This is a genomic window from uncultured Oscillibacter sp. (assembly GCF_900544955.1).
GTDB lineage: Bacteria > Bacillota > Clostridia > Oscillospirales > Oscillospiraceae > Oscillibacter.
The window spans coordinates 1-2,204 of sequence record NZ_UQXD01000082.1; the positions used below are offsets into that span (position 1 = coordinate 1).

The 2,204-nt window shown below is 63.4% G+C and carries 4 protein-coding genes; 1 reads left to right on the forward strand and 3 read right to left on the reverse strand.

Annotation, left to right across the window (positions count from 1 at the left end):
• Positions 1–114: 114 nt before the first annotated feature.
• The 3 genes from QZS21_RS11610 to QZS21_RS11620 all read right to left on the reverse strand — a co-directional run bounded on the left by QZS21_RS11610 (position 115) and on the right by QZS21_RS11620 (position 1,727).
• A complete protein-coding gene (locus tag QZS21_RS11610) occupies positions 115–360 on the reverse strand; it encodes a helix-turn-helix domain-containing protein (protein ID WP_295583575.1) in 246 nt (81 codons plus the stop codon).
• 118 nt (positions 361–478) lie between these two features.
• Entirely contained in the window at positions 479–1,183 is a 705-nt protein-coding gene (gene tsaA, locus QZS21_RS11615; protein WP_295583576.1) for a tRNA (N6-threonylcarbamoyladenosine(37)-N6)-methyltransferase TrmO, read from the reverse strand.
• A 112-nt stretch (positions 1,184–1,295) separates the two neighbouring features.
• On the reverse strand, positions 1,296–1,727 hold the full coding sequence (locus QZS21_RS11620; RefSeq protein WP_295583579.1) for a hypothetical protein: 432 nt from the start codon (positions 1,725–1,727) through the stop codon (positions 1,296–1,298).
• Positions 1,728–1,900: 173 nt separating this feature from the next.
• On the opposite strand from QZS21_RS11620, the gene QZS21_RS11625 reads away from it, so the two are divergent.
• On the forward strand, positions 1,901–2,204 hold a 304-nt coding region (locus QZS21_RS11625; protein ID WP_295583581.1), incomplete at its 3' end, for a transcriptional repressor.

Sequence of the window (2,204 nt, forward strand, 5' to 3'; positions counted from 1 at the left end):
CAAGGTTGCCCCCATGCTCACCGAGGCCATCAAGGCCGCCAAGGCTGCCAAATAATTCCCCTTTTTACGGGCCATATGCAAGCGGGGCATCCCCTTCGGGATGTCCCGCTTTTGTCATTCTTCCAGTCCCAGCAGCCACAGCGGGGAGACGTTCAGCGCCGCGGCAAAAAAAGAGAGCTCGTAATCCGGCACAATCCGCAGCCCGGTCTCCACCCGGCTGATGGCGTGCTGGCCGATCTCCAGCCCCGCCAGCTGGAGCCGGGCGGCCAGTTGCTCCTGGGAGAGGTTCAGGTGCCGTCTCTGCTCTCGAATGCGGGGCCCGGAGCAGTTATATCTGCCCTGGTAATTGTATAATTTCATATCCGTCAATCCTGCTTTATCGTTCGTTATGGGTTGACGGTAGCATGTGCATTTGCCGAATATTATGCTAAAGAGCACTAAAAGCGGACTGATTTTCAAATCAACCCGCTTTTGTGTCTCAAAGGTCCCTATTTTTGCGGTTAGAGACGTCCAGGACCGTCAAAATGCTTCCATTTACGGAAAATTTAACCTCTTGTTCGGCAAAGCCGAACCCGTAAATTCGCTCCGGGTCCCGCTGATATTGGGGCCGGGGATCCTGGGCCAGCACGCCCCGCAGCGCCTCCCGCCGGGCGGGGGGAATCCGCTCCAGAAGCGGCGGCGGAATGCGGACCTCCAGCGTCTCCCCGGCGGGGACGGCGGCAAAGCCTCCCAGGGCCTCCGGGTGGCTGTCGGCGTAGGAGATGTAGGGCTTGATATCCAGAATGGGGGTGCCGTCCATCAGGTCCGCCCCTCGGATATGGAGTACCGGGCCGTGCTCCGCCGTCTGCTCGATACCGGAGAGGGCCACGGCGGAGAGGGCGATGGGGTTGGGCCGGAAGGGGGAGCGGGTGGCGAAGACCCCCATGCGGGTGTTCCCCCCCAGCCGGGGCGGCCGCACCGTGGGGGACCAGTCCCGGCGCACCGCCTGGTCGAAGACCCACACCAGCCACAGGTGGGAAAAGCCCTCCAGCCCCCGGAGGGCGTCGGGATTGCGGTAGGGGGGCTCGAAGACCACCGTGGCCTCCAGGGCGTCCACCAGGCCGCTCTGCCGGGGAACGCCGAATTTGGTGGGAAAATCGCTGCGGACGCGGGCGATGACCTGCATGGAAAAGGTCTGGGACATGGCTGCCACCTCGTTTCATGGTTCTGCTCCGATTATACAGGAAGCGGCGGCAAAAGGGAACAAAAAAAGAGATCGGCCCAGGGCCCCGGCGTGCCGGGGCCCTGGAGCGCGGTCAGTAGGCGGCGCCGGGGGTGACGGCGTTTTCGTGGTCCGTCAGGTCGCCGTCCCGGTCATGGACCCGGGCGTTGCGGAGCATCTGCTCGTAGGAGACGCCGGGGGCCGGGGAGCGGGTCTTGTTGACGGTGCCGTTTCCGGTGAGGGCGTCTCCGGCGTCGCGGAGGCCGTCCTCCACGTCGTCCATACCATTGGTCACGGTGTCACCCACGTCGCCGCCGAGGGTGCCGCCGTTGTCCGCGGGACCATTGTCGGCGGGACCGTTGTCCGCAGGGCCGTTTTCCAGAAGGCCGTCGCCGGCGTTGTTCCCGGCGTCTTCCGTCGCGGGCTGGTTGCCGGCAGTGCCGTCCTGCTTGTCATCCCGGCCGCAGGCGGTCAGGGTGAACACCAGCAGCAGGGAGGCCAGCAAGAGTGTGAAACTTCTTCTCATGGGATATCCTCCTTTTGCGCGGGCTTGAGTGCGCGATACCCAAAGCCTATTGTCTCCGGATGCCGCCGGACAACCCCAGGAAAAATTTTTTCAAAACGGGAAAATAGGGCTTGCATTCTCCTGAGAAGTGTGCTATAAAAATAATAAGAACTATTATTGATAAGGAGACCGTCATGAAAGCCCAGAGATTTTCCCAGCAGAGAGAGCGGATTTACCAGGTGGTCTGCGCCTCCCGGGAGCATCCCTCCGCCCAGATGGTCTATGACGAGCTGAAACCGGCGCTGGCCCGGCTGAGTTTGGGCACCGTATACCGCAATCTGCACCAGATGGCCCAGGAGGGGCGGCTGGTGGAGCTGGTGGGGCCGGTGAGCCGGTTTGACGCCGTGGTGACGCCCCACACCCACCTCCGCTGCGGCCGCTGCGGCCGGGTGGCGGACGCGGCGCTGCCCTACGACCCGGCGCTGGACCGGCGGGCGG

Excerpts from the sequence above, each read along its gene's own strand:
- QZS21_RS11610 (WP_295583575.1), bottom strand. The coding sequence starts at position 360 with ATGAAATTATACAATTACCAGGGCAGATATAACTGCTCCGGGCCCCGC.
- tsaA (WP_295583576.1), bottom strand. The coding sequence starts at position 1,183 with ATGTCCCAGACCTTTTCCATGCAGGTCATCGCCCGCGTCCGCAGCGAT.
- QZS21_RS11620 (WP_295583579.1), bottom strand. The coding sequence starts at position 1,727 with ATGAGAAGAAGTTTCACACTCTTGCTGGCCTCCCTGCTGCTGGTGTTC.